The organism is Vibrio sp. N418, assembly GCF_000222565.1.
GTDB classification, from domain to species: domain Bacteria; phylum Pseudomonadota; class Gammaproteobacteria; order Enterobacterales; family Vibrionaceae; genus Vibrio; species Vibrio scophthalmi.
In genome coordinates this window covers 1-1,426 of record NZ_AFWD01000067.1, presented here as the reverse complement: position 1 = coordinate 1,426, position 1,426 = coordinate 1, and the positions used below count along the sequence as shown (strand labels likewise).

The following is a 1,426-nucleotide window of genomic DNA, read 5'->3' as shown; positions in this document are numbered from 1 at the left end:
TTAACGCCACTCGCTTAAGAGCGAGTGGCGTTTTTATCTCTAGAGCGTGAGGGGTATTTCTGCGCTTTTTTTAGTACTGCTCTGGGGTAAGGCTTTCTTTTTCTCTTTTTAGGAAGTATGAGCCGCTTGCCATTGTCCCTCAACTCTTTCAGCGCCTTAGGGATGGCTCCTGGAGTCCTTCCATCTGACCAGATGAACTCTTCTTGTATTAAGCATAGTGCGTTGACGAAGCTAATCCGTAATGGCTCTACTTCGTGCTGTTTTGCCATTCCTGCCATTTCTAATCGAATAATATTGTACGATATCAGTATGCCCCATAGCTCTTGGTATACTCCCTCACTCTTTAGGCTTCTCAGTAATGGCTTGTTCACTAGCTGATATTGTTTAAGTTCGCCATAGCTACGCTCTATTTCCCAACGCTGCCAATATACTTCAACTAACTCTTTCAATGCGTATGTATCAGGACATAAGCAAGAAGTAATAAACCCTTTTATCTCACCTTTAGGTGAAGGTATTAAAACTAAACGAGCCGTCCACTTTTCGCCTAAATGAGGGTGCTGTTTTTGAGCTTGAGGAGAAACGGGCATTTCGATGAGATGGTCGTACTCACTGTACGAGTCGAGGATCTCATATCTGAATTTAGATTTAATTGGGGTAAGCCAATGCGTGTTTTTGCTACTACCTTGCCAGCTTAGAAACAGCTCAGCAGACATAAATCCACGGTCAAAGAGAGTTAAAGAGTTTTCAGGTGCAGAGCCTACTAGTTTTTGTGCATATGAGACTTCGCTCTCCGTGACAGGGCCAAAAGCAGCATCAGCGACTAAATGGGTCTTTGTAGACATCAAAGTGACCGCAAGAACGGAAGGGAATGTGGCAGATTTTTGGGCATAGCCAAAGGTCTGATTACTTTCTGTGTCATGGGTTTTGAAGTAAGTGCCGTCAACACTCAATAGCTTCAATCCACAACATTGTTCAAACTCACTTTGTTGCTCCCATTGGGCTGCGGTCATTTTGAACAGGTAACGCATTGGCTCAAAACCCAGCTTTTCTTTTCCTTTAATGATGCTACTGGTTGCCAATGGTGGTAATTCTCCTTTTGAATCAGGGAACGCTAGCTCCAACCTATCACATACATTTTGAATCGAGCGATTTCTTAGCAACCCAATACCTAATACTAACCAGACAGCTTGCTCGGCAGGAAACCTTCGTTTACGAACAGAAGCTCTGCCAGTTTGTTTAACCGCTTCTTCAACCCACTCTAAAGGAATATGTTTAGCGAAAGCATTGAGATGATGTTCTTGGCAAAACTCAGCGGTAATCTGTAACTCTTTAGAAAACTCAGACATAAAAAATCGGCCTCAACTATGTTGAGACCGATTATGAACCCTACTCAGGATCGTTCAATTATTTAAAACGATCAGCATTA

The 1,426-nt window shown here is 42.8% G+C and carries 1 protein-coding gene; it reads right to left on the bottom strand.

Annotated elements, in window-relative coordinates; all coding sequences use genetic code 11:
- Positions 1-14 precede the first annotated feature (14 nt).
- A complete protein-coding gene (locus RH86_RS14560) occupies positions 15-1,346 on the bottom strand; it encodes an IS4 family transposase (RefSeq protein ID WP_009386865.1) in 1,332 nt (443 codons plus the stop codon).
- Positions 1,347-1,426 lie beyond the last annotated feature (80 nt).